The sequence below is a fragment of the Bradyrhizobium sp. USDA 4353 genome, assembly GCF_054063215.1.
Genome location: NZ_JBSSGB010000001.1, coordinates 5,422,319 through 5,449,007, shown reverse-complemented (window position 1 = coordinate 5,449,007; position 26,689 = coordinate 5,422,319). Strand labels below are relative to the sequence as shown.

At 66.2% G+C, this 26,689-nt stretch carries 31 protein-coding genes, 1 tRNA gene and 2 pseudogenes; 13 read left to right on the top strand and 21 right to left on the bottom strand.

The features are described from left to right. Positions 1 to 130: 130 nt before the first annotated feature. The 6 genes from ACVILH_RS24650 to ACVILH_RS24625 all read right to left on the bottom strand — a co-directional run bounded on the left by ACVILH_RS24650 (position 131) and on the right by ACVILH_RS24625 (position 5,476). A complete protein-coding gene (locus ACVILH_RS24650) occupies positions 131 to 1,099 on the bottom strand; it encodes a branched-chain amino acid ABC transporter permease (RefSeq protein WP_456715200.1) in 969 nt (322 codons plus the stop codon). Between the two features lies 1 nt (position 1,100). Beyond that, positions 1,101 to 1,964, bottom strand: a complete 864-nt coding sequence (locus ACVILH_RS24645; protein WP_456715199.1) for a branched-chain amino acid ABC transporter permease — start codon at positions 1,962 to 1,964, stop codon at positions 1,101 to 1,103. A 78-nt stretch (positions 1,965 to 2,042) separates the two neighbouring features. Then, the gene (locus tag ACVILH_RS24640) at positions 2,043 to 3,266 is read right to left on the bottom strand and encodes an ABC transporter substrate-binding protein (RefSeq protein WP_456715198.1); all 1,224 of its coding nucleotides are present in this window, start codon (positions 3,264 to 3,266) and stop codon (positions 2,043 to 2,045) included. 41 nt (positions 3,267 to 3,307) lie between these two features. Beyond that, a complete protein-coding gene (locus ACVILH_RS24635) occupies positions 3,308 to 4,066 on the bottom strand; it encodes an ABC transporter ATP-binding protein (protein ID WP_456715197.1) in 759 nt (252 codons plus the stop codon). After that, the gene (locus ACVILH_RS24630; protein ID WP_456715196.1) at positions 4,059 to 4,814 is read right to left on the bottom strand and encodes an ABC transporter ATP-binding protein; all 756 of its coding nucleotides are present in this window, start codon (positions 4,812 to 4,814) and stop codon (positions 4,059 to 4,061) included. Before ACVILH_RS24630 ends, ACVILH_RS24635 begins: the two co-directional genes overlap by 8 nt. A 305-nt stretch (positions 4,815 to 5,119) precedes the next feature. Then, on the bottom strand, positions 5,120 to 5,476 hold the full coding sequence (locus ACVILH_RS24625; protein WP_456715195.1) for an ArsC family reductase: 357 nt from the start codon (positions 5,474 to 5,476) through the stop codon (positions 5,120 to 5,122). A 218-nt stretch (positions 5,477 to 5,694) separates the two neighbouring features. Between ACVILH_RS24625 and ACVILH_RS24620 the strand changes: the two genes are divergently transcribed. Beyond that, on the top strand, positions 5,695 to 5,895 hold the full coding sequence (locus ACVILH_RS24620; RefSeq protein WP_456715194.1) for a hypothetical protein: 201 nt from the start codon (positions 5,695 to 5,697) through the stop codon (positions 5,893 to 5,895). Between the two features lie 56 nt (positions 5,896 to 5,951). Here ACVILH_RS24620 and ACVILH_RS24615 read toward each other — a convergent pair whose 3' ends face one another. The 3 genes from ACVILH_RS24615 to ACVILH_RS24605 all read right to left on the bottom strand — a co-directional run bounded on the left by ACVILH_RS24615 (position 5,952) and on the right by ACVILH_RS24605 (position 8,328). After that, the gene (locus ACVILH_RS24615; protein WP_456715193.1) at positions 5,952 to 6,542 is read right to left on the bottom strand and encodes a histidine phosphatase family protein; all 591 of its coding nucleotides are present in this window, start codon (positions 6,540 to 6,542) and stop codon (positions 5,952 to 5,954) included. Between the two features lie 113 nt (positions 6,543 to 6,655). Next, on the bottom strand, positions 6,656 to 7,627 hold the full coding sequence (locus ACVILH_RS24610) for an oxygenase MpaB family protein (RefSeq protein ID WP_456715192.1): 972 nt from the start codon (positions 7,625 to 7,627) through the stop codon (positions 6,656 to 6,658). After that, a complete protein-coding gene (locus ACVILH_RS24605) occupies positions 7,624 to 8,328 on the bottom strand; it encodes a glutathione S-transferase N-terminal domain-containing protein (RefSeq protein WP_456715191.1) in 705 nt (234 codons plus the stop codon). The genes ACVILH_RS24610 and ACVILH_RS24605 overlap by 4 nt, the downstream gene beginning before the upstream one ends. A gap of 125 nt (positions 8,329 to 8,453) precedes the next feature. Between ACVILH_RS24605 and ACVILH_RS24600 the strand changes: the two genes are divergently transcribed. Next, the gene (locus ACVILH_RS24600) at positions 8,454 to 8,801 is read left to right on the top strand and encodes a hypothetical protein (RefSeq protein ID WP_456715190.1); all 348 of its coding nucleotides are present in this window, start codon (positions 8,454 to 8,456) and stop codon (positions 8,799 to 8,801) included. 3 nt (positions 8,802 to 8,804) lie between these two features. Here ACVILH_RS24600 and ACVILH_RS24595 read toward each other — a convergent pair whose 3' ends face one another. Together ACVILH_RS24595 and ACVILH_RS24590 are read right to left on the bottom strand one after the other, a co-directional pair. Beyond that, positions 8,805 to 9,032 carry a hypothetical protein gene (locus ACVILH_RS24595; RefSeq protein ID WP_456715189.1) on the bottom strand — a complete coding sequence of 76 codons (228 nt, stop codon included), beginning with the start codon at positions 9,030 to 9,032 and terminating at the stop codon, positions 8,805 to 8,807. A 79-nt stretch (positions 9,033 to 9,111) separates the two neighbouring features. Further along, the gene (locus tag ACVILH_RS24590) at positions 9,112 to 10,191 is read right to left on the bottom strand and encodes an Acg family FMN-binding oxidoreductase (RefSeq protein ID WP_456715188.1); all 1,080 of its coding nucleotides are present in this window, start codon (positions 10,189 to 10,191) and stop codon (positions 9,112 to 9,114) included. A 1,127-nt stretch (positions 10,192 to 11,318) separates the two neighbouring features. On the opposite strand from ACVILH_RS24590, the gene ACVILH_RS24585 reads away from it, so the two are divergent. From ACVILH_RS24585 to ACVILH_RS24570, 4 genes are all read left to right on the top strand, one after another. After that, a tRNA-His gene (locus ACVILH_RS24585) sits at positions 11,319 to 11,392 on the top strand. Between the two features lie 181 nt (positions 11,393 to 11,573). Further along, on the top strand, positions 11,574 to 12,914 hold the full coding sequence (locus ACVILH_RS24580) for a TROVE domain-containing protein (protein WP_456715187.1): 1,341 nt from the start codon (positions 11,574 to 11,576) through the stop codon (positions 12,912 to 12,914). Positions 12,915 to 13,027: 113 nt separating this feature from the next. After that, positions 13,028 to 13,750: a hypothetical protein gene (locus ACVILH_RS24575; RefSeq protein WP_456715186.1), complete on the top strand. Its 723-nt coding sequence runs from the start codon at positions 13,028 to 13,030 to the stop codon at positions 13,748 to 13,750. Then, entirely contained in the window at positions 13,747 to 13,887 is a 141-nt protein-coding gene (locus tag ACVILH_RS24570; RefSeq protein ID WP_456715185.1) for a hypothetical protein, read from the top strand. Before ACVILH_RS24575 ends, ACVILH_RS24570 begins: the two co-directional genes overlap by 4 nt. Positions 13,888 to 13,939: 52 nt before the next feature. Here ACVILH_RS24570 and ACVILH_RS24565 read toward each other — a convergent pair whose 3' ends face one another. Then, on the bottom strand, positions 13,940 to 14,245 hold the full coding sequence (locus ACVILH_RS24565; RefSeq protein WP_456715184.1) for a hypothetical protein: 306 nt from the start codon (positions 14,243 to 14,245) through the stop codon (positions 13,940 to 13,942). 94 nt (positions 14,246 to 14,339) lie between these two features. Then, positions 14,340 to 15,251 (bottom strand): LysR family transcriptional regulator, encoded by a 912-nt coding sequence (locus tag ACVILH_RS24560; RefSeq protein ID WP_456715183.1) that lies wholly within the window; start codon positions 15,249 to 15,251, stop codon positions 14,340 to 14,342. A gap of 131 nt (positions 15,252 to 15,382) precedes the next feature. Here ACVILH_RS24560 and ACVILH_RS24555 point away from each other — a divergent pair, with 131 nt between their 5' ends. The 7 genes and pseudogenes from ACVILH_RS24555 to ACVILH_RS24525 all read left to right on the top strand — a co-directional run bounded on the left by ACVILH_RS24555 (position 15,383) and on the right by ACVILH_RS24525 (position 19,251). Continuing rightward, positions 15,383 to 16,150 (top strand): enoyl-CoA hydratase/isomerase family protein, encoded by a 768-nt coding sequence (locus ACVILH_RS24555; RefSeq protein WP_456715182.1) that lies wholly within the window; start codon positions 15,383 to 15,385, stop codon positions 16,148 to 16,150. 269 nt (positions 16,151 to 16,419) lie between these two features. Beyond that, entirely contained in the window at positions 16,420 to 17,064 is a 645-nt protein-coding gene (locus ACVILH_RS24550) for a peroxiredoxin-like family protein (protein WP_456715181.1), read from the top strand. Next, a pseudogene (locus ACVILH_RS24545) lies at positions 16,955 to 17,377 on the top strand (SDR family NAD(P)-dependent oxidoreductase); the annotation flags it as partial. The gene ACVILH_RS24550 and the pseudogene ACVILH_RS24545, both read left to right, overlap by 110 nt. After that, positions 17,293 to 17,628: pseudogene (locus tag ACVILH_RS24540) on the top strand (SDR family NAD(P)-dependent oxidoreductase); the annotation flags it as partial. The pseudogenes ACVILH_RS24545 and ACVILH_RS24540, both read left to right, overlap by 85 nt. A 30-nt stretch (positions 17,629 to 17,658) precedes the next feature. After that, entirely contained in the window at positions 17,659 to 17,895 is a 237-nt protein-coding gene (locus ACVILH_RS24535) for a hypothetical protein (protein ID WP_456715180.1), read from the top strand. Positions 17,896 to 18,084: 189 nt separating this feature from the next. Then, complete coding sequence (locus ACVILH_RS24530) at positions 18,085 to 18,471, top strand: hypothetical protein (protein WP_456717065.1); 387 nt, start codon at positions 18,085 to 18,087, stop codon at positions 18,469 to 18,471. Positions 18,472 to 18,681: 210 nt separating this feature from the next. Continuing rightward, positions 18,682 to 19,251: a NuoB/complex I 20 kDa subunit family protein gene (locus tag ACVILH_RS24525; protein ID WP_456715179.1), complete on the top strand. Its 570-nt coding sequence runs from the start codon at positions 18,682 to 18,684 to the stop codon at positions 19,249 to 19,251. Between the two features lie 21 nt (positions 19,252 to 19,272). Here the strand turns inward: ACVILH_RS24525 and ACVILH_RS24520 are convergent, their stop codons facing one another. From ACVILH_RS24520 to ACVILH_RS24485, 8 genes are read right to left on the bottom strand one after another with little or no spacing between them, the layout of a single operon-like run. Next, positions 19,273 to 20,190, bottom strand: a complete 918-nt coding sequence (locus ACVILH_RS24520) for an NAD-dependent epimerase/dehydratase family protein (RefSeq protein WP_456715178.1) — start codon at positions 20,188 to 20,190, stop codon at positions 19,273 to 19,275. 4 nt (positions 20,191 to 20,194) lie between these two features. Further along, a complete protein-coding gene (locus ACVILH_RS24515) occupies positions 20,195 to 21,193 on the bottom strand; it encodes a fumarylacetoacetate hydrolase family protein (RefSeq protein WP_456715177.1) in 999 nt (332 codons plus the stop codon). After that, positions 21,190 to 21,768: a cupin domain-containing protein gene (locus ACVILH_RS24510; RefSeq protein WP_456715176.1), complete on the bottom strand. Its 579-nt coding sequence runs from the start codon at positions 21,766 to 21,768 to the stop codon at positions 21,190 to 21,192. Before ACVILH_RS24510 ends, ACVILH_RS24515 begins: the two co-directional genes overlap by 4 nt. Positions 21,769 to 21,784: 16 nt before the next feature. Further along, positions 21,785 to 22,942: an MFS transporter gene (locus ACVILH_RS24505; protein WP_456717064.1), complete on the bottom strand. Its 1,158-nt coding sequence runs from the start codon at positions 22,940 to 22,942 to the stop codon at positions 21,785 to 21,787. 46 nt (positions 22,943 to 22,988) lie between these two features. Continuing rightward, complete coding sequence (locus ACVILH_RS24500) at positions 22,989 to 24,119, bottom strand: FAD-dependent oxidoreductase (RefSeq protein WP_456715175.1); 1,131 nt, start codon at positions 24,117 to 24,119, stop codon at positions 22,989 to 22,991. A 39-nt stretch (positions 24,120 to 24,158) separates the two neighbouring features. Continuing rightward, positions 24,159 to 24,524 carry a Rieske (2Fe-2S) protein gene (locus ACVILH_RS24495; RefSeq protein WP_456715174.1) on the bottom strand — a complete coding sequence of 122 codons (366 nt, stop codon included), beginning with the start codon at positions 24,522 to 24,524 and terminating at the stop codon, positions 24,159 to 24,161. Further along, the gene (locus ACVILH_RS24490) at positions 24,508 to 25,461 is read right to left on the bottom strand and encodes a VOC family protein (RefSeq protein ID WP_456715173.1); all 954 of its coding nucleotides are present in this window, start codon (positions 25,459 to 25,461) and stop codon (positions 24,508 to 24,510) included. Before ACVILH_RS24490 ends, ACVILH_RS24495 begins: the two co-directional genes overlap by 17 nt. Positions 25,462 to 25,499: 38 nt before the next feature. Beyond that, positions 25,500 to 26,654 (bottom strand): alpha/beta hydrolase family protein, encoded by a 1,155-nt coding sequence (locus ACVILH_RS24485; protein WP_456715172.1) that lies wholly within the window; start codon positions 26,652 to 26,654, stop codon positions 25,500 to 25,502. Between the last annotated feature and the right edge of the window lie 35 nt (positions 26,655 to 26,689).

Sequence of the window (26,689 nt, the reverse complement as noted above, 5' to 3'; positions counted from 1 at the left end):
ATCCATTCCGAAACAGGCCAGGGCTGGCCCGTCACAGAAGTGTCATACTCCGGATCACGCCGCAGAAGAAGCGGAGGACGGCTGATCCACCGCATTCTGCCCTTTTGATAACCTTCGTTAGATCAACGGCTTAGAGTGACCGCTTCAACAGATGGGCGATTTCGCCGATCACCCCGCGGCGGAAGGTGAGCACGCAGGCGACGAAGATCACGCCCTGGATGACGGTCACCCACTGCCCGAACCCGGCCAGATATTGCTGCATGCCCACGATGACGAAGGCCCCGACCACCGGTCCAAACACCGTGCCGAGCCCGCCGACCAGCGTCATCAGCACGATCTGTCCCGACATCGCCACCTCGACATCGGTCAGCGACGCATTCTGGGCGACAAAGACCTTCAGCGCTCCGGCAAGACCCGCCAAGGTCCCGGACAGGATGAACGCCAGCAGCTTGTAGTGATCAGTCTTGTAGCCGAGCGAGATCGCCCGCTGCTCATTCTCTCGGATCGATTTCAGCACCTCGCCGAATGGCGAGTTGATGGTGCGGAAGATCATGAGGAAGCCGGCAAGGAAACCGGCGAGCACGACATAATAGAGCACCGTCGGCTTGGACAGGTCGAGGACGCCGAACATGCGGCCCTGAGGAATGCCCTGGATTCCGTCCTCGCCATGCGTGAAAGGCGCCTGCAGATAGATGAAATAGAGCAACTGCGAGAGCGCCAGCGTGATCATGGCGAAATAGATGCCCTGGCGGCGGATCGAGATGTAGCCGGTGATCACCGACAGCACGAACGATCCGGCGACGCCGGTGAGGATGCCGAGCTCCGGCGGCAGCCCCCAGACCTTCAGCGCATGGGCGCTGCAATAGCCGGCCGTGCCGAGGAACATCGCGTGGCCGAAAGACAGCAGGCCACCATAGCCGATCAGAAGGTTGAAGGCGCAGGCGAGAAGCGCAAAGCACAGCGCCTGCATGACGAAGAACGGGTACAGCCCGGTGAACGGCACGATGGCGAGCAGCGCCGCCATGATGACGAACACGATCATCTCGTCGCGCATCGCGCGCGGGGTGATCGGCTGGGTGTCGTCGGTGATCGATGTCATGTCAGGCCGCCCGTCCGGTCAGACCCGTCGGCTTCACCAGCAGCACCAGGACCATCAGAACGAAGACCACGGTGTTGGAAGCCTCGGGATAGAAATATTTGGTCAGTCCCTCGATCACCCCGAGCGCAAAGCCGGTGATGATCGAGCCCATGATCGAGCCCATGCCGCCGATCACGACGACCGCGAACACGACGATGATGATGTTCTCGCCCATCAAGGGACGGACCTGGTTGATCGGCGCCGACAACACCCCGGCCAGCGCGGCAAGCCCGACGCCGAGGCCATAGGTCAATGTGATCATGCGCGGCACGTTGATGCCGAACGCCCGCACCAAGGTCGGGTTCTCGGTCGCGGCGCGCAGATAGGCGCCGAGCCGCGTCCGCTCGATCAGGAACCAAGTGGCGAGGCAGATCACGAGCGAGAAGATCACCACCCAGCCGCGGTAGACGGGTAAGAACATGAAGCCGAGATTGATGCCGCCGCGCAACTGTTCGGGAATGGCATAAGGCAGGCCCGACGAGCCGAAGAAGTTCTGGAACACGCCCTGGATGATCAGGGCCAGTCCGAAGGTCAGCAGCAGCCCGTAGAGGTGATCGAGCCCGGCGAGCCATTGCAGCATGGTGCGTTCGAGCACCATGCCGAAGGCGCCGACGATGATCGGCGCGAGCAAGAGCGCCAGCCAGTAGTTGATGCCGCCGATATTCAGCAGGAAATAGGCGCAGAACGCGCCCATCATGTAGAGCGCGCCATGCGCGAAATTGATGATGTTGAGCATGCCGAAGATGACGGCAAGCCCGAGACTGAGCAGCGCGTAGAACGAGCCGTTGATCAGTCCGACCAGGAGCTGTGCGTAGAGAGCCTGCATCGTCTTGTTCTGTTTCTCTCGGCGTTTCCTTGAGGACAGCAGCGCCCCGGCGGCCTCGGCCACCGGGGCGGCAGCGGCTTACTTCTTCAACAGCGCGCATGCGCTCTTGTCGAGCGGCGTGAAGGCCTGATCGCCCGGCACCGAGCCGACCAGCTTGTACAGATCCCACGGGCCCTTCGATTCCGACGGCTTCTTGACCTCGAACAGATAGGCGGTGTGGATGGTGCGGCCGTTGGGCTGGATCTCGCCCTTGCCGAACAGCGCATCCTCGGTCGGCATCGACTTCATCTTGTCCACGACCTTGACGCCGTCATGCGGGTTCTCGCCGAGCGCCTCCAGCGCCTTGAAGTAATGCATCAGGCCAGCATAGACGCCGGCCTGCACCATGGTCGGCGGCGCGCCGTTCTTCATGCGCTTGGAGAAGCGCGCCGAGAAGGCGCGGGTCTGGTCGTTCATGTCCCAGTAGAACGTCTCGGTGAAGTTGAGGCCCTGCGCGATGTCGAGCCCGATCGACTTGACGTCGGTCAGGAACAAGAGCAGCGCGGCGAGCTTCTGGCCCCCCTTGGTGATGCCGAACTCGGCCGCCTGCTTGATCGAGTTGGTGGTGTCGCCGCCGGCATTGGCGAGGCCGATGACCTTGGCGCCCGACGACTGCGCCTGGAGCAGGAAGGACGAGAAGTCCGAGGTGTTGAGCGGATGCTTGACGCCGCCGATCACCTTGCCGCCATTGGCGGTGACCACTGCCGTCGTGTCGCGCTCCAGCGCGGCGCCGAAGGCGTAGTCCGCGGTCAGGAAGAACCAGCTCGTGCCGCCCGCCTTGACCAGCGCCTGGCCGGTGGTGTGGGCCAGCATGTAGGTGTCGTAGGTCCAGTGCACGGTATTTGGCGAGCACTGCGCGTTGGTGAGGTCGGAGGTCGCCGCGCCCGAATTGATGTAGACGCCGTTCTTCTCCTTGACGACGTTGTTCACCGCCAGCGCCACGCCGGAGTTCGGCACGTCGACGATGATGTCGACCTTGTCGACATCGAACCACTGCCGGGCGATCGAGGTGCCGATGTCAGGCTTGTTCTGATGGTCGCCGGTGACCACGTCGATCTTCCAGCCTTTCCCCGCGAGGCCGGAATCCTCGATCGCCATCTGCGTCGCCAAGGTCGAGCCGGGGCCGCCGAGGTCGGAATACAAACCCGACTGATCGGACAGCGCGCCGATCTTGACGGTCTTGTCGCCGGCCAGCGCGATGCTGCCCGCGGCCAAGGTGAGCGCCGTTCCCAGCAACCATGACGTGATGAATTTGCTCTTCATGTCCAACTTTCCAAATTCCAAGAAAACAGTCCCGGCGCCGGTCAGACGCCGAGATAAGTATGCAGCTTGTCCATGTTGGCGGCGAGGTCCGCATTGGCGAAACCGTCGATGACCTTGCCGTGCTCGACGACGTAGTAGCGATCGGCCACCGTCGAGGCGAAGCGGAAGTTCTGCTCGACGAGGAGGATCGTGAAACCCTCCTTCTTCAGCCGTGCGATGGTGTGGCCGATCTGCTGGATGATGACGGGCGCGAGACCTTCGGTCGGCTCGTCCAGCATCAGGAAGCTCGCACCGGTCCGCAGGATGCGGGCGATCGCCAGCATCTGCTGCTCGCCGCCGGAGAGCTTGGTGCCCTGGCTCTTCAGCCGCTCCTTCAGATTCGGAAACAGCTCGAAGATCTGATCGAGCGAAAGCCCGCCCGGGCGCACCACCGGCGGCAGCAGCAGGTTCTCGCGCACATCGAGGCTCGCGAAGATGCCGCGCTCCTCCGGGCACAGCGCGATGCCGAGCCGCGCGATCTTGTCCGAGGTCATCCGGATCAACTGCTGGCCGTTGAACTGGACGGAGCCGGTGCGCTTGCCGATGATCCCCATGATCGACTTCAGCGTCGTGGTCTTGCCGGCGCCGTTGCGCCCGAGCAAGGTCACGACCTCACCGGCATTCACGTTGAAGTTCATGCCGTGGAGGATGTGGGACTCGCCGTACCAGCTCTCGAGATTCTTGACGTCGAGAATGGTGTTCGTCGCGGCCGCCTGCCCTTGCGCTTGTCCCGGCTTGTTGGCCGTCATCACCTCAGGCATGTCCGGCTCCCAGATAGGCTTCCTTGACGCGCTCATCCTTGGAGAGCTCGGAATATGGTCCCTCGGTCAGCACCTGCCCGCGCGTCAGCACGGTGATGGTGTCGGAGAGGTTGGCGACGACGCTGAGATTATGCTCGACCATCAGGATCGTGTACTTGGCCGAGATGCGCTTGATCAGGGCTGCGATCTTGTCGATGTCCTCATGGCCCATGCCGGCCATCGGCTCGTCCAGCAGCATCATCTCCGGATCGAGCGCGAGTGTGGTCGCGATCTCCAGCGCGCGCTTGCGTCCATAGGGCATTTCGACAGCCGGAATATTGGCGAACTCGCTCAAGCCCACGTCATTGAGCAGCTCCAGCGCGCGGCCGTTGAAGCGGTTCAGCACGCTCTTGGAGCGCCAGAAGTCGAATGACCAGCCATGCTGGCGCTGCAGCGCGACGCGGACGTTCTCCAGCGCGGTCAGATGCGGGAACACCGCTGAGATCTGGAAAGAACGCACCAGGCCGAGCCGCGCCACGTCAGCCGGCGCCACAGCCGTAATGTCCTGCCCCTTATAGAGAATCTTGCCCGCCGACGGCCGCAGGAACTTGGTCAAGAGATTGAAGCACGTGGTCTTGCCGGCCCCGTTGGGGCCGATCAGCGCGTGAATGGTGCCCCGGCGGATCTTGAGCGAAACATCGCGTACGGCAAAAAACCCCGCGAATTCCTTCGTCAATCCGTGGGTCTCGAGAATGAACTCGTCAGCCAAACAGATTCCCCCCAGCCGGCGCGTGTCTCGCCTGGCCCTCGCTTCTTCCTGGACGGCGGCTCTCCTGGAGGGCTTGAACGATTCCGCGTCGCCCTCCGCGACCGCTTCGGGCCGGAATATGCCGTCAAACGAGGGAGTTAAGCAAGGCGGAAAGCTGAGCAAACGGGTCGCGGGGCTGCTGATGAACCTCGCGTTGTTTCTGTTGTGGTCTACTCGTAGACCTAGAATACCGGACCACCGCCATTTCTATGATCTGGGCTCGCGCCGCGGATCTCGCGAGCGCGAAGATGGTGGCGGCTCAGCTCCTATTTCGCGGCCTTCACCTCAGTCGCGTAGACGTCCGGCTTGAAGCCGACCACGCGCTTGGCTCCGAGATCGAGCACCGGCCGCTTGATCATCGACGGCTGCGCCAGCATCAACGCGATCGCCTTGCTCTCGGTCAGCCCCTCCTTCTCAGCATCGGGCAGCTTCTTGAAGGTCGTGCCGGCGCGATTGAGCAGAACCTCCCAGCCCACCTCGTCGCTCCACGCCTTCAACGTCGCGTTGTCGATTCCCGCGATCTTGTAGTCGTGGAAGTCGTAGGCAATGCGGTGCTCATCGAGCCAGGCGCGCGCCTTCTTCATCGTGTCGCAGTTCTTGATTCCGTAGATCGTGATGCTCATGCCGGTTGTCCTCAACCCTTCGTGTGCGACTGCAGCGAATGTCTCATGTTGCGACAATCGGCCCCGCATTTTGCAGTGCGATTCACCTGCTTTTGATGCGCAGACGCCGTTCGTTCCGCAGTCGGAATTCACACGGACCTTTGCCATGAAAGTGTCGGCTGAGCATTACATTTTCTTCGCATCCCCGGCGTATCTGGCGCGCGAACAGGAGACCGCGAATGGGCAAGATCATGGTGCGTTGTCCGCAGACCGGCCGCAGCATCGAGACAGGAATGGAAATGGATGCCGCGCGCTTCCAGCGCATGCCCGTGTTCTTCTCGCGCGCTTATTGCCCGCACTGCCGCACGTATCATGAATGGTTCGCCGCCCACGCCTGGGTCGAGGAGACCAGGGACCGCGAGGACATTGCGATCGCCTGATCAGGAGCCCCGGTGGATCAGACTTAAGGCCAGACTTGCCGCTTCGGCCGAGAGGTTCATTCGTCCTTGGGATCGCTCTTCAGCGGCTTGTCGGAATCGCCCGGCATCAGGCAGGGATGGAGCTCGCTGAACTTGAAATCGGTTCCGCCGGCGGCACGATCAAAGCGCAGCACCACATCGAAACGCTTGCCCGACCAATGGGTCGGCAGCTTGTCCGCGTTGCTCACCGGCAGTCGCGGCAGGATGTCAGTGATAATAGCCTTGTGCTCCCATGCGACCAGGACGGTGCCCGACAGCGGCAGCAGGGCTGCTACAAGCGCGGCTTCCTGTCCTTTTGCGAACGACGTGTTCGGCTTGGCGAGGCCGACACGCGCGGCCAGTTCCAGCACCGTCTCATAAGGCCGCCGGCTGGGATCTGAACCGTCCTCGGCGCTGTCGGGGTTGGCGGCATAGACCGCCTGCGGCGTCGGATAGTCGGTCCCACCGATGCCGCTGCCAAATAACGCCGTCCAGGCCCCTGCCCGCTCCCAGCCGAAGATCACCAGCGATTTCGAATCCGTCTTGCCCTTGTGGGTCAGCCCAGGACCTGTGACGTCGCCGTCGGGCTTCTCGGCGTGGCGGATGATCAGCAGCGTCAGCGCATCCATCGGAGTCTCCAGCATGCTGGCTTGAGCCCGGTTCACGGTCCGGGCGTCATGGATCGTAGCGCGGGCACGCACGCATCGATATGAACTCGGTCACACACTCAGCCGGATGGCGTTCAGCCGTGGGCACTACGCTGCACGGCTCCGCTCGCTGCCGGCATCAAGGGCTGGCCGATCCAGGCGCGGTTGAGCAGGCGGGTGATGGGCGGACACGGCTCGCCGCGGATGCGCGCCATCGCTTCCTGATAGGGACCGACAGTCCGCACTCTTTCCGGCAATGCGCCGTAGACGCGCCTCAGCCAGATGCGAGCACGCGCGGCGCTGCGGCGTTGCCGCGCGCCATATGGCAGATCGAAAGCAAGCCGCAGCCGGTCCGGCAGCATCTCGGCGGTCAGCGCAGTAAACCAGTGCGGCGGTCCGATCAGGGTCGCCTCTCCGGAAAAGATACGCTGCGCAATGTCGCGCGCAGCGGTGCTGACCGTGAGCGTCTCCGAGTCCATCATCCCGGCCGTGTAAGCTTTGAACGAATTCCAATCCGGTGGCAGCATTTCATGAGGAATGCCGAACAGCCCGGCGAAGCGCATCGCCTCGCGCCAATACTGCTCGCGCTCGTCCTCGCTGAGCGGCGGGCGCAACAGGCCGTAGGACACCATCGCGGTCTCGACCAGCGTCGCATGCACCCACCGCAACGCCTCGACGTCGTTGGCGCGATAGCGCGAGCCGGCCGCGAACGGTCCGGCCGTCTGCGTCATCACGCCATCGACAGCCGCGTGCCGCCGGTACAGCCGCCGCGCCACAGCCACCGCTTGATCGCGCGTGCCGAACACCATCGTGTAGACGATGCCGAAGGTGCGGTGGAAGCGGCCGAGCGGATCGGCGAACACCTTCGACTGCTCGGCAATCCCGGCCGACACCCAGGGATGGGCGAGTTGCAGCAGCAGCGCACGGCCGGCGCCGAGAAACAGCGCCGCCTCGCGATGCACCCGCCACATCACGCTGTCGGGGCCGAGCACGCCGTCGCCCGGCACCGCAGGTGCCGACAGCACCTCATCCAGGCAACGCTCGAAATCGGCTTCGCTGACGATCACGGCCGCTTCGGGATCTCCAGCCCGCGCTGCACCGCCGGCCGCGCCAGGCCGCGCTCCAGCCATGCCGGCACGTGCTTCAGCTCGTCGAAGGCCGTGATCTCCCGCGCGCCGTAGAAGCCGATCAGGTTGCGCACCCAGCCGAGCGTGGCGATGTCGGCGATGGTGTAGTCGCCGTCCATGATCCACTCGCGTCCGTCGAGCCGCGCGTCGAGCACGCCGAGCAGCCGCTTGCTCTCGGCGACATAGCGCTGCAACGGCCGCTTGTCCTCGTATTCGCGGCCGGCGAATTTGTGGAAGAAGCCGAGCTGGCCGAACATCGGCCCGATGCCGCCCATCTGGAAATGCAGCCACTGGATCGTCTGCCAGCGCCGCGCCGGATCGGCGGGGAGAAACTTGCCGGTCTTCTCGGCCAAGTACTGCAGGATCGCGCCGGACTCGAACAGGCCGAGCGGCTGGCCGCCGGGGCCATCGGGATCGATGATCGCCGGGATCTTGCCGTTCGGATTGAGCGACAGAAACTCCGGCGTCTTCTGGTCGTCCTTGCCGAAATCGATCGCGTGCGGCTCGTAGGCCAGCCCGGTCTCCTCCAGCATGATCGCGACCTTCACGCCGTTGGGCGTCGGCAGCGAATAGAGCTGGATGCGGTCGGGATGCTGCGCCGGCCAGCGCGTGGTGATCGGGAAGCTGGAGAGATCGGACATGATGGCTTGGCTCGCCTGTTGCGTTGAAGTCTCAATCTAAGCCCATGCGCTCGCGCTGCAAGGCTGGCCTGGGAACTGGTGCTGCAGGATGGTCTTATCGTGCAGCCGATGTGCAGAGATGGCGCATGCCGAGTCCGACTTACGACATGATCATGCAGGCGATGATCACGCGCCGGCAGGTGCTGTGCCTGTATCGCGGCCACGCCCGCGCGGTCTGTCCGATCATCCTTGGCCATACGGCGGGCCGCGAGCGCGTGCTCGCCTTCCAGTTCGCGGGCGGCGCGAGCAGCGGCCTGCCCCGGGGCGGTCAATGGAAGTGCTTCGACATCGCCGGGATGAGCGAGGTCGAGCTGCGCGAGGGACGCTGGCATTCCGGACGCAGCCACAGCCAGCCGCAATATTGCGTCGCTGATGTCGATCTCGATGTGAACCCGGACAGTCCGTACGATCCGAAGCGCAGGCCCGAACGGTGACGTCTACTGCGGCTCGCGCAGACGCACGCGCAGCAGCGCCGGCAGCTTCGACGTCGCCTCATGCTGCGCCAGCTTCGCCGCGACGCGGCGCAGCAGCATCGACGCGCCCTGCTTGGCAAATACCTTGATCCCGCGATAGCTGAAATCGACCACCACCTCATGATAACGCATGCCCTTGCCGCCCTTGACCAGGCCAAGGTCGCGCACCAGGCAATAATGCCCGTCGCTCATGCGTGCCAATCGGGTGTTCTCGAACATGTGCGTGAGCAATGCATCGAGTCGCGAATCCGTCAAGATTGACAGGAACGACTCAGGAACTCAGCACGTCCGCCACGCGGCGCCGCGGCGCGAATGGCAGCGCGGGTCCGTAGCCGAAGCGCAGCACGAGATCCGGCCGCCGGTCGGTGCCGATCAATCGCGCCAGTTCGGGACGCAGCGCGGCCACTTCGACCGGCTGGTTGATGAAGGCGAGCTTCAGTCCGAGCTGCGTCGCTTCGAGCGCGAAGTGCTGGCAGGCCTGCCCTGCCCTGATCCAGCCGGCTGGATCGGCCTGCTCGGCCACGAACACGGCAATCCCCGCCGATGACGTGATCTGGCGCGCATATTTGTCGTTCTCGGCCGCCGCATCGAACACCCGATCGAAAGCGACGCCGCCGAGCGCCGAAGGCAGCGACGGATTGCCGCTCGCGGCTGCGAACAATCCGTCACCGCTCTCCATCGCACTGCGCGGATTGAACCGGATCCAGCTCTTCAACTCGCGCATGAAAGCCGCATCATGCATCTGCGCGTCATTGCCGGCGATGACGAGATCGCGGATATCAGCAACGCGCGCGGGCGCCGTGATGAGGACGAGATCGACCCCGGGCATGGCGGCAGCCGACTGCAGCGCGACGAGCTCGCCGGTCGGCACCGGACGTCCATCATATTCGCTCCGCGTCGACTGCCTGCGGACGATCGCACCCAACAACGGATCGTCGTTCCGATCGGCCGTCGTGAAGGCGTATCGCACCGTCTGTCCGTCGATGCTGATCTCGCCGGGACGGCCGCTGCACGCGGCGGCAATCGCGAGATTGGTCGCGGCGCAGCCAAGGCTCACGAACAGGTGATGATCGTCGGGATCGACCGCCGGCGTCCGGCGCGACAGATCAGATCGCACCTCGATGACATCGCGCGACAGGCGAAAGCGCCACGGCTGGGTGTTGTGGCTGTTGGCTGCGAGCGTCGCATAGCGGATGACGTCGGAGATCTCCGGCGATAATGGCGCGCGCAACCGCGCGCTGTACTCGTCATACTCGGACATCGTCCCGGTGGCGGCCCGCCAGGCAGCCGAGCCGAGCGCGCCCGTGAGCAGCACGCCACCCGCTCCCAAAAGGATCTGCCGTCTGTTCATCACAACACGCCCGCCACCATCCTCGTGAGATCACGATAGAGGCGCATCGGAGCCTCGCGTTGCTTCAGATCAAGCCGTAACACGCTAACAATAAATTCGCACGCCGCTGTTGACAGCACCAGCAAAGGCGCGTAGTTACGCCGGCCTCGCGGGCAACTGCGCACGCGACACTGATGAGCAAGACCATGTCATTTCGCTTCGAACATCTGATCTGCACCTCCAGCGGCTTCGTGCCGATGGATGGCGCATGCCTTGCTCGGGGGAGCGGTCTTGCTTGAGGCAAGATCAACCGTCTGTTCACACGGACCCTCCCGAGCCAGCCGCTCCGGAGGGTTTTTTGTTGCCCTCGCGAGCCGGCGGCACGGCGAACTACACGAAATGCCCCGGCCATCGGCCGGAACGGGAGACCCGGATCCCGGGGCTCGCGCAAATGATGCGCGTGCCCAAGAGCGCGGGGCCTGTCGGAGGGAACGAGGCGTGAGGCCGGACACCGATGACAGAGCGAGCTCCCAGGAGCTCGCAACACGCGGCGCACTGATGCGCCGCAGACAAGCTATTTGATTTCCCGGCCGTCCGCGGCCGGGAGCTGCTGGTGGTGAAGATCGCGGATCCTTCGCGCCAATGCGGCGATGAGCCGCCTTCGATCGATCGTACCGTGGAATCCGTCAAGCGAGATGGGTGAGTCGCGGGTTGCGGTGAGGCTGATGCCAAACCTGCGTTTCGATCGTCGTATCGCCGTGGTCGCCCGTTCCCCAGCAGGCCAACAACGCCGTCCGGCGACCCGCCGGACGGCCAGGCGGTGGTGAGGATGTCTGTTACTTCGATTGAAACCCGAGCGCTCCCCAATGGACTTCCAAGGGGAGCAACAGCATCACCCGTTCCCCGCCGACCAGTTTCACGAGCCGTGGTGAAGACGACTGTTACTTCGCTTGCCACGCCAGGTGTCGCGGGTTCGAGTCCCGCCCGGCGCAAATGCCGGTAGCTCAGGGGTAGAGCACTGTCCGGCCCGCGCAAGTGGGCCGGGTACAGTCGTCGCCCGTTCCCGGCTCGTGATCCATGTCACGGATCGTCGTCGAACAGACGGTCATATCCAGAGAGAGCGCAGAGATATCTGCGTCCCGTCTTCCACGTGCCGTGGTGAAGAATGCTGATACTTCGATTGTGGATCGAGAGGTCGTGGGTTCGACTCCCACCCGGCGTACCTTGCGCCGGTAGCTCAGCGGCAGAGCGCTATCCGCTCCACGCAGGTGGAGCGGAGCTCAGCATTCGCCCGTTCCCGGCGCGCGGTCCCCAACGCGCGTGATCCCCCGAGGGGATCACGCGTGCCGGCCGGCTCACGCCGCTCTATCCGACATCACCAACCCAACGAGAGGAGGCCAACCATGGTCAGGCTCAACAAGTACCTGCGCGCCTTCACCCATGAGGGTGCGCCGTCCCGCCAGCTCGCGCCGGTGCAGGCACTTCAGCGCACGCTGATGAGCTGCCTGCTGTGGGAGGACCAGTTCTACGAGGACGGGATCGCGATCGCCGATCGGATCAAGGCTCTCGTGGCTCAGGTCGAGCCGCGCGAGGTCGCGCAGCTCGCGGTGCGCGCGCGCGAGGAGATGAAGCTGCGGCACGCGCCGCTGCTCGTCGCCCGCGAGATGGCCAGGCTGCCCCAGCACCGCGCGCTGGTCGCCGAGACGCTTGCGCGCATCATCCAGCGGCCGGACGAGATGACCGAGCTGCTTGCGATCTACTGGGCGGATTCTCTGGGTCCGCAGCAGCAGCGCAAGCGGCAGCCGGTTTCGGCGCAGATCAAGAAGGGGCTGGCGAAGGCGTTCGCGAAGTTCGACGCCTATCAGCTCGCGAAGTATGACCGCGAAGGCCCGGTGCGGCTGCGCGACGTCCTGTTCCTGGTCCACGCCAGGCCCAAGGACGACGCCCAGGAGGCGGTGTGGAAGCAGCTCGTCGATGGCGCACTCCCCTCGCCCGACACCTGGGAGGTCGCGCTCTCGACTGGGGCGGACAAGCGGGAGAGCTTCGAGCGGCTGCTTGCTGATAACAGGCTCGGAGCCCTGGCGCTGCTGCGCAACCTGCGCCTGATGCGTCAGGCGGGGGTGTCGCGCGACGCCATCGCGGCCGCGCTGAAGACGATGCGGACGGACCGTGTCCTGCCGTATCGGTTCATCACGGCGGCCCGGCACGCGCCTGATTTCGAGCCCGAGCTCGAGCAGGCGATGCTGCGCGCGATCAAGGGCTACGCGCGGCTTCCAGGTCGCACGCGGCTCCTGATCGACGTGTCAGGCTCGATGTTCGCCAAGCTGTCCGCGCAGTCGGAGATGACGCGCGCGGAGGCGGCGTGCGGGCTTGCGATCCTGGCCCGCGAGGTCTGCGACGAGGTGGAGATCTTCACGTTCAGCGACAAGGTCGTGAAGGTGCCGCCGCGGCGTGGCTTCGCACTGCGCGATGCGATCCTCGGATCGCAGCCGCATTCCGGGACCTATCTCGGGCGTGCGGTCAGCGAGGTCGACCGCAAGGGCGACCGCCTGATCGTCTTCACCGACGAGCAGAGCCACGATCCGGTGCCACAGCCGAAGGCGCGCGGGACCATGGTCAACGTGGCGTCGTACCAGCACGGGGTCGGATACGGGCCCTGGACGCGGGTCGACGGCTTCTCCGAGGCCGTGATCGCCTGGATCACGGCGCAGGAGGAGAGCTCTCGCGGAGCGACACTGCACTAGCATTAACCGGCCCGGACGCGTCTCGACGCGCCCGGGCCTTTTTGCGTTCGGCATCCGCACGTCACGCGTAGCTCGTCGTATGAGCAGACCATCTCGTTGCAGTCGAGAGTCCCATGTGCCAGATTTCGTTCCGCGGGACGAATGCATCGCCGGTCATGGAGAAACAGGCACTCCGCCATCGGCATCCGAATGTGACGGGGACCATGGGATCGTTCATCACCAACCTACATGTTCGAGATGCTGAGCCTGCGGCCGTCATTGACGCGCTCAGATCGCTTGCAGTCGTCCCTGCCTATATCCGCCGGGCGCCGGGCGATCGATGGACCAGCCTCTACCCTGAAGCCGCGTTTCAAGACGACGTCGCGCTTTCGGAGATCGCCCATGCGCTCTCGACTGCTTTGCAGCGGCCGGTGATCGGCTTCATCGTTCATGACAGCGATATTCTGCTGTACGTCCTGGTCGATCACGGAAAGCTGCTCGACAGCTACAATTCGGCGCCGGGCTTTTTCACGGGAGAGAGTTTGGCGCCGACCGGAGGACAGGCCGAGGTCGTTGCGGCCTATTGCGAGGCGGATGATGCACATGATCGCCTGTCGCGCCTGCTGCATCCCGAGACATTGTCCCGGAATGACGCGCAACCCACGCAGAACGATGTTCTCGAAGCGGTGCGCAAGAAAGTGATACAGTCCTATCCAAAAATGGCTGCCCAGGATCCAAATACGCCGCCGCTGAGCAGCTCCTGGCCCAAATCGAGAGGCGCTTCGCAGCGCAGCCGGTCACTCAGGCAACCGAGCCATCCGCGGCAAGACCCTTCCTTCTCGAAGAAGACAGGTTGACCGCCCTGGCCGAGTTGCTCGGCATTCCAAGCGGACCCGTCCTCGACAGCTTTCGCTACCTCGCCGACGGCGAAGGCGCGCCGGGGAGGCTCACGCTGATCGAGTCCGACGGTGAGAAGGACGTGTCCCTGCCCTGACGGCGCGGCACTGACCATACGGTCGAACCCGCCGCAAGACGTGCGCGGCAGACTACCGACTCCTCACCTGCCGCGCTCCCGCCTCCCGCATGATGCTCTCCACGTCTGCCGAGCCGGCGGCGCGGCCACCGACCGACACCTCGATCTCACCTTCGAGCTCGGGCGCCCCCTGCTTGTCGACGCCGGGATGGCCGCTCTCGACGTCGGCGCCGGCGGCCTTCGAGCCGGCACTGTTGGCTTCACCTGCGGCGCGCACGGAGACGTCGGTGCGGGCAATGCCGTGGTCCTGCACCAGATGCTCGACGGCGAGCTCGGCGGCGCGGCGGGTGGCGAAATGGTCGATGATCGTGCGTTCCATGACAATCTCCTGGCGTGTCGCCGACCCCGGTCGGCCCTTTGCCGAAATCGAACGCATGGGCGGCGGATGCCGTTCCAGCCCCGCACGCGCGGCATCACGCCGTGTAGGACGACAGCCGCGAGTCGAGCGAGAACTCGTGGGCGAGATGATCGATGATCGCGCGCACCTTGAGCGGCACAAAGCGCCGCGAGGCATAGACCGCATGCATCGGCAGCGGCCGTGGCGCGAAGTCCTGAAGCAGCACCTTGACCGCGCCGCTCTCGATCTCCTGGGAAAATGCAAACGTCGGGATCACGGCGATGCCGAGCCCGCCGAGCACGCCGTCGCGCACGGCTTCCGAATTGTCGGCGCGGTAGCGCCCGCTCACCTCGACCGCGACGGGTCCGTCCGTGCCCTCGAACAGCCAGCGGTTTCCGGTCGCGAGCCGGGTGTAGACGATGCACTGATGCTCGGCGAGATCGGCCGGCGCCTTCGGCGCGCGATGCGCCTTGAGATAGGCGGGTGATGCCACGGTCACGCGCTGCACCGTGCCGATGCGCCGCGCGATCAGCCCGGGATCGGTGATGTCGCCAACACGGATGGCGACATCGATGCCCTGCTCGACTAGGTCGGCAAAGCTGTCGCTCATGATCAGATCGATCGAGACGTCCGGATAGCGCTTCAGGAACGCCGGCAGCCGCGGCACCACATGCAGCCGGCCGAACACGACCGGTGCCGCCAGCCGCAGCAGCCCTGACGGCTTCTGCCGGCGGCGTCCGACCGCGCCTTCCGCTTCCGACACCGCCTCCAGCGCGCGCAGCGCGTGCTCGTAGAACACCCGGCCGTCATCGGTCAGCGTCAGCGCGCGTGTGGTGCGGGTGAACAGCCGCGTGCGCAGATGATCCTCCAGCGCGCCGATCTGGCGGCTGATCGTCGGCTGCGTCGTGTTCAGCTCCGTGGCGACGGCGGTGAAGCTGCCGGCCTCCACCACCCGCACGAAGGTCCGCATCGGTGCGAGAAGATCCATCTCATCAATCCATACGAAAAACGTATGAATGATATCTGGTCACCGCCAATTATCCAAGCATCTCGAATGCGCGAAGGTCCTCCCATCAGCAAACGGCCGGCACGTCGCCGGCCATCGCATCGGAGAGAGCCATGACCCCGTCCTACTTCACCCGCTTCGCCCATCTGCGCCTCAGCCGCGACGCCCAGGGCGTGCTGCTGGTCGAGATGCACAGCGATGGCGGACCGATCCGCTTCGATGCGCGCGATCACACCGAGTTCACCGATGCCTTCTACGAGATCGGCCGCGATCGCGACAACAAGATCGTCATCCTTACCGGCGTCGGCGACTACATGGCGGAGATCGACTTCGCGAGCTTCGGCAATGTCGGCGACGCCCATGTGTGGTCGCGCGTCCATGACGAGGGCACGCAGATCCTCGAGAACATCGCCAACATCCGCGTGCCGATGATCGCCGCGATCGAGGGCCGCGCCCACATCCACACCGAATATGCGCTGCTCGCCGATGTCATCGTTGCCGGCCGCGGCGCCACCTTCAACGACCTGCCGCATTTCGCCGGCGGCATCGTGCCCGGCGACGGCATCTTCACCACCTGGTCGTATCGCGCCGGCGCCGGCCGCGCGCAGGCCTTCCTGCTCAACCCGCAGCCGCTGTCGGCGCAGGAGGCGGCGAGCTGGGGGGTCGTCAACCACATCACCGACGACGGCAAGACCGTCGCCGTCGCCCGCGAGCTCGCCGCGCTCTATCTGCGCCAACCCGAAGTCACCCGCCGCAACAGCCGCATCCATTTCATCCAGCCGCTGAAGGAGCGTATCGTCCGCGAAGTCGGCTACGGCCTCGCCCTCGAAGGCGCCAGCGCCAATGCGCTGGTGCAGCAGATGACGGCGGGGCAACGCTGAGCGCGGCGCATCCTCCGACCAAAACTTCATCAGCCCGCTTCCCGTTTTGAACTCAGCTCTTCACCGCAGCGGCGCTGCGCTCCCTCTCCCCGTCCTTCACGGGGAGAGGGCTGGGGTGAGGGGCAGCCGCACGGGAAGTCTTCGCTGCGAGACCTGCACCCCCTCACCCGGATCGCATCTGACGATGCGATCCGACCTCTCCCCGCAGGCGGGGAGAGGCGCAGACCGAGCAAGCCGTTCGCTGTTTCCATTTCAAAGGGATCATCATCATGTCACTGCAAACCGAACTCGATGCCTTCAAGACGGCTTGGACCTCGCGCGTCGGCGATGACATCGCCACGCTGGTCGACACCGACAACGCAGCGCTCCAAGCTCTCGCGGACCGCGCAATACAGCAAGGCGCGACCTTCCCCGCCCTCGCGCTGCCCAACCACAAAGGCGGCATCACCGATCTCGCGCCCCTCATCGCCGAGAGCGCCATCATCGTGACGTTCTATCGCGGCGGCTGGTGCCCCTACTGCAATCTCGAGCTCCGCGCCTATCAGGCGCTATTGCCAGAGATCGCCGCGCGCCGCGCGCGCCTGGTCGCGGTGTCGCCGGAAACGCCGGACAACACGCTGACGACAGCGGAGAAGAACGCGCTCGCCTTCGACGTGCTGTCCGACACCGAAGGTCGCCTCGCCGATGCGCTCGGCATCCGCTATGAGCTGTCGGCGCCAATCAAGGCGCTGTACCAGAAATTCGGTCACGACCTGCCGGTGCACAATGGCGACGGCCGCTGGTCGCTGCCGATCCCCGCGACCTATGTCGTCGCCAAGGGCGGCCGCATCCTGCTCGCGCATGTCAGCCCGGACTACCGGACGCGGCTCGAGCCCGAGGCGGGGCTGGCCGCGCTGGCGACGGCCGCGGCCTGATCAGCCCCGGAGAGGAGACAGCCCCATGACACTCGACGGCAAGGTCGCCCTGATCACCGGCGCCGGCAGCGGCATTGGCCGCGCCACCGCGCTCGCGCTCGCCAAGCGCGGCGCCCACCTCGTGCTGTTCGGCCGCACGCCATCGAAGCTCGCTGCGACCGCGGACCTTGCCGCCGGCCACGGCGCAAAGGTCGAGACGCTCGCCGGCAATGTCGCCGATGAGACCGCCTGCAGCCAGACGCTGGCGCTGGCCCGCGACCGCTTCGGCCGGCTCGACATCCTCGTCAACAATGCCGGCAACGTCCGCGCCGGTCGGCTGGAGGCGACCGACACAGCCGACATCCGCGCCATGATCGAGGTCGACCTGCTCGCCCCGACCTGTGGACCCGCGCGGCGCTGCCGCTGCTCCGCGCCAGCGGTGATGGCGCGATCATCAATGTCGCGTCCGGAATCGCCCTGGTGGGCGCCCCGTTCTACGCGACCTATGCCGCGGCGAAAGCCGGCCTCGCACGGTTCGGCGAAGCACTGCATCGCGAGCTGCTCGACGAGGGCGTGCGGGTGCTCACGGTCTATCCCGGCGCCACGGAGACGCCGATGATGGCGAGCAACAAGGCCGGCCCCGATCTCGGTTTCGCGCGCGAGACGCCCGAGATGGTCGCCGACGCGCTGGTCGAGGGCCTCGTTTCCGGTGCCCGCGAGGTCATCCGCACCAACGAGACGCGGCGCGCGATGATCGCGCTCAACCGCGACCACCCCGAGCAGATCGACGAGCGGTTCCGGCTGATGAAGTCCAGGCTCGAAGCGGCGGTTGCGGGCCACCACGCGCCCTGACCGAGGACGCCTGTGGAGGGGCCCGGGCCCTCCGCAGGCGCACAACCGGGCCAATTCACCCACCTTGGCCGCAAATCGGAGGTCAAATCTAAAGTTCCCCGCTTGACGAGAGAGCCACAAACCGGACAAAGATTGCGCCAAAATGTCGCGGCGGAGGTTTGGGCCATGCGATATCTCGACGGCGCGGTGATGTTCTTCAGCCTGTGGCTGCTGGCGTCCATGCTTCTCGACGCCCTGACGCCGCCGGAGCTGACCTTTTACATGATCGGCCCGGCGATCGCACCCGCCGTTCTGGTGGCCGGCTTCCTGTACTGGCTGCGCATTCCCCCGGTCGATTTCGCGGTCGTCTTCGGCACGCTCTGGATGGTCTCCGAGATGGTGCTCGAGATGATCTCGCCGAAGCCGCTGTCGCCGTTCTTGGCCGTCTTCGCCGTCGCGCCGCTGCTGCTGGCGGGAATCCTCGTCAATGTCCGGCAGTGGCGGCAGTCCGACCGGCGCGTCCGGCCGGTCGGCCCGGCCTCGATCAAGACCCTCCCCAACTCGCCCGGCTCGATCGCGACTCGCCGGCCGCTCTGATCGGCCGCGGACGCGACACCTCCCAAACCGTTCTCGCGCGTCGCCTGCCCCGGGAAGCCGCAAGCCGCCGCTGCGCCCGCGTGATCGGCGCTGGCCCTCGGCGCTCTCCACCACCGATAGGAACGGCAGGTCGCCAGCATCATTGTCCGCCGGCGCGATCCAGCGGTGCTTGCAGGATCGCGCGACGACGATTCCGCCGATGAGAGCAGCATGGTGATCCCTTTCGATGACAGCGCGCCGGGCAGGCAGGCGCTGCGGCCCGGTCAGGGCAAGCCCGACAATGCGACCGATCCCTATTTCATCCGCGTCCGCAACGATCTCGCCGACAAGGGCTTCTTCACGGCAAGCGCCGAGGAGCTGATCACCTGGGCGCGCGCCGGCTCGCTGATGTGGATGACCTTCGGGCTCGCCTGCTGCGCGGTCGAGATGATGCAGATGTCGATGCCGCGCTGGGACGCCGAGCGCTTCGGCTTCGCGCCGCGCGCCTCGCCGCGGCAGTCCGACGTGATCATCGTCGCCGGCACGCTCACCAACAAGATGGCCCCGGCCTTCCGAAAGATCTACGACCAGATGCCGGAGCCGCGCTACGTCATCTCGATGGGCTCCTGCGCCAACGGCGGCGGCTATTATCACTACGCCTATTCCGTCGTCCGCGGCTGCGACCGCATCGTGCCGGTCGACATCTACGTGCCCGGCTGCCCGCCGACGGCGGAGGCCCTGCTCTACGGCGTGATGCTGCTGCAACAGAAGATCCGGCGGCTCGGCACGATCGAGCGGTGAGCGGCACCGAGACGATCCGGATCACCCAGCCGCCAGCGCATGCGAGATCAGCGCCGCGACCGAGCCGTCATGGGCGAAGCCCTGCGCCATCTCGGCCCGCGCATCCAGCGCTGGATAGCGGGCGAACACCGCCTCGATGCGCTCATCGGGCGCGTAGCTGACCAGCCGCGCCCGCTCGGCGCCGAACAGCTGCGCAAGGCCCTCCACCACCTCTCCGATGGAGAGATGCAGCGCGGGTAGCTGCAGCGCTCCGCAGATCTCGGCCGCGCCCGCCCGAACGAGATCGTCGACCACCGCCGTCTGCGACAGCCACCAGCAGGTGGCTGCTGCAGAGACCGGACAGACATAGGGCTCGCCGGCGGCGAGCGCGTGCAGCAGCTCGCTCATGAAGGCCGAGCCGAAGCCGCTCACCGGGCGCGGCCGCGCCACGATCCCTGGCAGCCGCAGCGAGACGCCCGAGATCTCGTCGCGCCTGGTGTGATCGGCGAGCGCGATTTCCACCATCCGCTTGTGGGCGCCGTAGGTCGTGGTCGGCCGCGGCTCGGTGCGCGCGCTCACCACCGCGTCCTCGAAATTGCCATAGACGGCGATGCTGCTGGCATAGACCACGCGCGGGCGGTGCCGTGCTTGCGCAAGCCATTGCAGGAGGTCAAGCGAGGCATCGAGATTGACGCGACGCCCGAGCGCCGGATCTGCCTCGGCGCGCGCGCCCGGGACGCTGGCGAGATGAAACACCCGGTCGAAGGCGGGCTCCCCGAGTCGGGCCAGCATCGCCGCATCCAGCGCGCCGCTGATCCAGCGCAGACGAGGATCGGACAGTCCGATTGGCTGTTCCGCGAGATCGATCGCGGTGATCTCGGCGATGGTCGCGTCCATCAGCAGCCGGCGCAGCAAGGCTGAGCCAATGAAGCCGGCGGCGCCGGTGACCAGGATGCGCATCGCCTCAGGCCGTCGTCGCGCCGGCGGCGCGCACCACATGCTGATGGATACGGCCGAACGGTCCGGCGCGGCCGTCGGCGAAGCGGGCCTCCATGGAGACATGCTCACCGAAGCGCAGGAACGCCGTTCGCGCCTCGCCCCGCTCGATCATCTCGATCGCCCGGACCTCCGCGAGGCAGCTCGATCCGGCCTTGCGATCAGCGTTCGAGACCGTGCCCGAGCCGATGATCGTGCCCGCGCTCAAGCGGCGCGTCCGCGCGGCATGGGCGATCAGTTGCGGAAACGAGAAGGCCATCTCGCCGCCCGATGCCGCGCCGATCCGCGCGCCATTGCGCTCGACATGCAGGGCCATGTCCACGCGGCCGCCGCGCCAGGCGGCGCCGATCTCGTCGGGCGTCACCGCGATCGGCGCGAAGCTCGTGGAGGGCTTCGCCTGCAGGAAGCCGAAGCCGGTGCGCACCTCGCGCGCGCCGACCGCGCGCAGGCTCCAATCGTTGATCTGTACCAGCAGCCGGATGCACTGTGCCGCCTGCTCGGCCGTGACCGCCATCGGGACCTCGTCGACGATCACGCCGAACTCGCCCTCGCAATCGATGCCGTCGGCTTCGGACACGAACGGGACATCGGCCTGCGGGCCGAGAAAGTCGTCGCTCGCGCCCTGGTACATGACCGGAATGGTCTCGAAGTCCGGGATCGGCGGCTTGTTGAAGGCGATGTCCATCAGCCGCCCATGATTCAGAAACGCCGAGCCGTCCAGCCATTGCGGTGCGCGCGGCAGCGGCGCGGCGCAGCGCGCGGGATCGAACGCGAAGACGTCCGACGCCGCGCCCGTCTCCAGCCGGCCGGCGAGATCGCGCAGCGGCGCCTCGACCTCGCGCCAGCGCCGCAGCGCGCTCGCGAGATCCGGCACGATGGCTCCAGCGCTGACGGCGCGCGCCTGATCGCTGGAGACGATGACGAGGCGGCCGTCCAGGCTGCCGTTCTGATAGGTCGCGAGCTTCATCGGTCGGCCTTGCCGGGATTGGCGTCGGGACCGAACTTGCCGTCGACCAGGATGAACAGCATCCGGCACGGCTTGTCGCTGCGATTGGCCCACGCATGGTTGGTGCCGCGCTGGATCACGACGTCACCGGCCTTCAGATCCGCGGTGCCCTTGTCGAGCACCAGCGTGATCTCGCCGGAGATGACGATGCCGTAGTCGATCGTCTCGGTGCGATGCATCAGTGGGTGCGGCGATTCCTTCGTCACCGTCGAGGCGTGGGGATCACCAATCTGGCCGAACGCAGCCTGCATGCGCTCGGCGCCGTTGCGCAGGAAGTCCTCGGTGTCCGGCGGGATGTCGACGAAGCGGATGCGGCTGCCATGTGCCGGCGGCGGCAGCCGTAGAGGCCCGACGGTCGGATCGGGGCCGTTGTCGATCGGCGCGGGCGTCGCCTGCGTGCTCCACACCTCGTGGAAGAAGGTGCCGGGGATCGCCGCGAGCTCGGTCACGGTCGGCAGCGCGCCGTCGGACGAGATCACGGCGGCGCCTTCGGCGTCATGTCCGGTGACGACGCGGCGGATCTGCGGAAGGGTCATGCAACTGGTCTCCTGGTCAGGCGATTTCGAGAGAGGGAGCGGAGGCGGTCTCACGCGCGGCGAACACGCGCGAGAACATCACGACGGCGACCGACGAGATGACGACGGCGCCGAGCCCGAGCGCGGGATAGCCGAACAGTTGCACCAAGGTGCCGCCGAGAATGGGACCGATCGCGGCGCCGATCATCAGCATCGCCGGCGTGCCGGCGAGCGCGCGCGCCGTCGGGTCGAGGCGCGACAACAGGCCGAAGGCGAAGGTGTGGGTGAAGATCATCACCGCCGCAAACACCGCGGTCGGGACGGCATAGGCGAGCAAGCCCGAGCCGAAGGTGATCGTCACTGCGATCAGCGCCTGGCAGACCGGCCCCGCCAGCAGCACGTGGCGCGCCGGCAGCCGTCGCTCCAGAAGCGCGGCCAACGGCGCCGGCAGCAGGTTGACGAAGCCGAGCGCGATCAGCACGCCGGTGACCGTCTCCGCGCCGAAGCCGTGATCGATGCCGATGCGCTCGATGAAGCTGAACAGCATCGCCTGCGTCAGGGCCATCGCGCTGATGCCGGCGATCCCGAACCACACCGCGCGCGGCAGATGGCTGACCTCGGCGATGAGATCCTCCTCGCTGCGCATGACGCCCTTGGGAAACGATATCGCGGACGCCAGCGCCGCGATCGCCATGACGCCTGCGAACACGATGAACAGCGCCGGCCCGCCGAAGCTCGCGACGAGATTGGGTGTCAGGCCGAGGAAGAGAATTGCGAACACCCCGAGCGCCATCCCGACGATCGCGAACAGCCGGTGCGGATTGGCGCTGCGCGCGATGGTGCCATGGGTGAAGCTCAAGCCGCAGGCCGCCGTCGCCCCCGCCAGCGCATGCAGCAGCGCGAGCAGCGGAAACTCCGACGTTCGGCTCGCGGCCATGAACACCAGCGCGGCCGCGGCGTATCCCGCAGCGGCTGCCAGCCGGGCGTTCAGGCGGTTGAAGCGCGGCGCAAAGAACAGGCTGCTGAGCACGGCGCCGAGCAGGAACAGAGTGGCCAGCAATCCGGCCTGCTGCGGGCTGAACTTGTAGCGCGCGATCAGCGTGCCCACCCAGACCGGCAGCGCCACGAGGTCAACCATTCCGGCGCAATGCGCGACCATCAGGGCGATGCGCCCGCGCCAGGTTTCCGTCGTCACCGTCATTGTTTCCTCCCCTTGATATCTGTTCTTGTTACTTGCCGTCTCAGATCGGCTGCGTCAGCCCGATGGTCGACTCCCGCATGATGCGTGCGTGCTCGGCCTTGTCGCCGTTCTCCATCTCGATGCGGCAGAGCTGCGCGGAGTTCTCGATCACCATGCGGCAGCGCTCCCAGCGCCGCGCATGGAAGCGTTCGAACGCCTCCTGCAACGTCGCGGCACGCGCGAGCTCCTCGGCCAGCACGATGCCGCTTTCGATGCCGATGCCGGCGCCGGAGGCGAGATGCGGCGTGGTTGCGGCCACGGTGTCGCCGATCAGGATCACGCGCCCGCGATTCCATGGCGCCGGTACCAGGAGGTTTGCGAGCGGGCGATAGTCGATCGCAGCCTCCGCGCTGAACAGATGCGGCCGCAAGCCGGTCAGCACGGGATCGCTGAACGGTGCCAGCAAGGCCGCGACCATCTGCGGCCAGGCCGCGCGCTCGATCTGCTGCTTGTCCGGCCGCGCCTCGGTGACGAACATGTACATCTGGCTCGGCGACACCGGATTGACTCCGGCCTTGACCGCTCCGCCCAGCCACATCCGCGGCCGCACGATCTCGTCCGGCCGCGGCAGCACCGCGCGCCACACCACCTGCCCGATATATTGCGGCGGCTTCACCTCCGGCAACAGCAGCGCCCGCGTCTTCGAATGCACGCCGTCGGCGACGACGACGAGATCGTAGCGCCCGGTCGTGCCGTCGGTGAAGGCGACCTCGACGTCATCGTCGTGCTGGGTGATGTCGGTGTAGCTGCAGCCAACCCGGACGCTGACGCCGGCTTCGCGTGTCGCATCGGCGAGGATACGGCCGAGCTCGGGGCGCATGATGCCGCCGCCGCCGGGGACGTCCGATCCGACCGGCTTCGGCGTCGGAATCTCGCCGATGCGATGACCTGCCGGCGTAAACAGCTCGACGCCATCAGACAGATAGCCGCGCCGTTTGAATTCGCCCAGCACGCCGATCTGGTCGAGCGCCCGCAAGGTCGGGCCGCTGACGGTGATGCCGGCGCCTTCCGGCCGCCAGCTCGCATCGAGCTCGACCAGATCGACCGCGATGCCGGCCTTGCGCATCTGGATCGCCGCGGCCATGCCGGAAAATCCGCCGCCGATCGTCAGCACCCTGCTCACCACTGCCATGGTGCCCTCCTCCCTCTACAGTCCACCCTTGCGGGCTTGTTATGACTTCACGAACAGCTCGCCGTCGGCATCGACGACGAGCTCGAGCTGAGCTAGCCGCTCACCGCGACACGGTCCCTGCACGCACAGCCCGCTATCGGGCATGAACTCGGCGCCATGGGCGTGACAGACGATGCGCGTGCCCGCTGCGTTGAGATAGGCATCCCTGCGCCAGGCCATCGGCGCGCCGTCGACATGCGGACAGGCATTGCGCCAGGCATAGAGCTGTCCCTGCCATCGCACGACGAACAGGCTGTCCTGCCCCTCGTCGTCAGGGTCGAAGCCGCGCGATTGCCCCTCGCCGATCTCACCCGCGTGGCACAGACGGACCCAGCCTGGGCTAGCGCCCTCACGCGTAGTCGCCATTCTCGGGAATTCCTGGCCCGGGGTACCACTTCTTGCGCATCTTCAGCAGGAAGGTCTGCGAGTTGTCTGCGGACGCCGTGGCCTCGCGCGGCTGCCAACTCGCATCATGCTGGTCCATGTCGGCATCCATCTCGATGTGGCAGCCGAACGGGCTGTTGAAATACCAGAACCAGTTCGAGCCGAGGATGTGACGGCCGGGGCCCCAGAACGCCTGATAGCCCTTCTCGACGAAGCGATAGCCGTTGGTGATCATTTCCGACGGGCCGCCGAAATGGAAGGTGAAGTGCTCGACCCCGTGCATGTGCGGCGGCGCGCCGATCAGGAAATGGGTGTGATGATCGAGCGACCCGGCGGGCTGCAGGAACGGCCCGGTGCCGGTGAAGCGATCGGTGCAGCGGAAGCCCAGGCGGTTGACGTAGAAGGCCTCCGCCTTCATCACGTCTGGCACGAAGTACACGACATGCGACAGCGAGCGCGGGCGGATCACGCTGCCCGGCGGCGGCACGCCGAGACTGTTGACGGGCCTGAACACCACGCCTCCCGGCGCATTTGAGATCTCGCTCGGGAGCACGAAGGGCCGCCGCGCCGTGAGCTGGAAGCCGATCACGAAGCCGCAATCATCGATCGACTCGATCGAGCCGTCCGGCAGCCGCCGGACCTCGCGATCGCGCCGCAGCTCGGCGGCGATCGCACCCAAGGTCGCCTCATCGGCGACGCCCATCACCGTCTTGCGCAGGCGGCATCCCGGCACGGGCCCGGGCGGCAGCGACGGGTCGTCCTGCCGCGCGATCACGACAGCCGTCCCGTCCATCGCCTCGAAGCGGCCGCCGCGATCCGAGACGTCGACCGCCGTCAGGCCGTAATCCACCAGGAAGCGCGCCGCGCCCCTGACGTCGTCGACAGCGAAGACCAGGCTTTCCAGACCGACAATTTTCATGGCTTTCCTCTCCGCCTGCGCTCAGGCGACTTTTCCGTTCAAGGTCTCGCGTTCAAGGTCTCGGCCACCCAATCCGCGATGTAGTGGCCGGCATTGATGCTGTTGTCGAAGCTCGCATGCTGCGCGCCGCCTTCGCGATCGGTGAAGATCTTCAGCTCGCGCTTCGGCGAGTTGACCAGCTGCTCATAGGTCCGCTCCGCCCAATGCAGCGGGATCTGCGAGTCCTTCGCGCCATGCGTCACCAGGAACGGCACCTTGATGCGGTCGAGGATGCCGTCGAGGTGAACCCGCTCGGCGATCTGCATGAACTCGTCCTGGTCTTTCGCTCCCCACACCCAGCGCACATGCGCCCAGTAATGCGGGACCGGAAAGTTGCCTTCCTTCTGCAGCCGCTTCTTCTGCACGTCGCGCCAATCATGATTGGCGCCCCAGGCGACACCGCAGGCGAAGCGCGGCTCGAACGCTACCGCACGCGGGCAGTAATAGCCGCCGAGCGAGACGCCCTCGAGGCCGATGCGGCTGGGATCGACGTCGCTGCGCGTCTCCAGCCAGTCGACGACGCGCGAGGCCCAGTGCTCGCTGTCATAGCGCGCCGTGAGCCCCTGCAGGCGCAGCGCCTCGCCGGAGCCCGGCTGATCGATGATCAATGACGACACGCCGCGCTTGGCCAACCACGCCGGCAGCCCCACGCGGTATTTCATCTCCTTGGTCGAGTCCAAGCCGTTGACCTGCACCAGCAAGGGCGCTGGTCCATCGCAGCCTTCCGCGCGCACCAGCAGGCCTGCAATGTGGCTGCCTTCATAGGGGATCTCGAAGCGCTCGCAGTTTTCCCGCGCCAGCGCAATTCCCTTGGTAAAGGTGTCGAGGCACTTGCGGTACAACGCCAGCCGGCCGGGCGCCTCATGCGCCTGCAGACGCTCGCAGGTAATCAGATAGCTCGCTGCACGGCCATACTTCTCGCCCGCGGAGAGTAACCGGCCCTTCGCCTCGTCCTCGGCGGCGAGCTCGCAGAGCTTGTCGGCCATCCGCGCCCAGGTCTCGCGAAACGCCTGGGTGCCGCTGGCGTCGGGCTGCCGCGCCGCATCCTGCAGCGGCGCGCACATCTCCTCGATCTCGCCGATCCGGGCGCCCATCTCGATCGCCAGATCGACCGACAGATTCCAGACGTAGTTGGTCGGAAAATACTTGAACATGCTGCACTCGCGACGCGCGGACCGGCCGCGCGTCC